At 38.2% G+C, this 536-nt stretch carries 1 protein-coding gene; it reads left to right on the top strand.

Features of this window, described 5'->3' with window-relative positions; genetic code table 11:
* Positions 1-317: OsmC family protein (locus FK268_RS26180; RefSeq protein ID WP_146437905.1), on the top strand; the 317-nt coding region annotated here is incomplete at its 5' end.
* Positions 318-536: the final 219 nt, after the last annotated feature.

Below are 536 nucleotides of genomic sequence, written 5' to 3'. Positions count from 1 at the left end.
CAGTAGAGCTGCTTCTTGGAGCATTAGGGGCTTGTAAAACAATGGTCTTTAATGCTTATGCTGCTCAAAAGAAGATCCCTTATGAATCTTGTCATATTGAGGTAGAAGGGGATTTTGATTCAGCCGGTTATATGGGCGATCCAACGGTTCCAATCGGTTTTAGTGAAATTCGTACTATCTATCATCACTCTACTTCAGCGGATCGAGCGACGATTGATGCAATGATTGCACATGTAGAGCACCATTGTCCTGTTGCTGCGACGATCGATGTGGCGCCTAAAAAGAGTGTTGTTGTCAATCTGTGTAAAGATTCATGATCTCATGATCAGTTGATTCTAAAAATGTCATAAAATGTCTGTAACTTCTTGAAAAGATTTTAAAAAAAGAGGTACATTTTATCACCTTAATATCGATTTTAAAGATAGAATCGGCAAGAATGTTACCGGTTACCTAAGTGAAGGTGGAGTCTGATTACATTGATTTATCAGTGGTCTAGATACTCTTCTTTATCCCTATTGACCTGTTTTTTATCGACA

The organism is Tsukamurella sputi (assembly GCF_007858445.1).
Lineage (GTDB): Bacteria > Actinomycetota > Actinomycetes > Mycobacteriales > Mycobacteriaceae > Tsukamurella > Tsukamurella sputi.
This window is presented reverse-complemented; position numbering and strand designations above follow the sequence as displayed.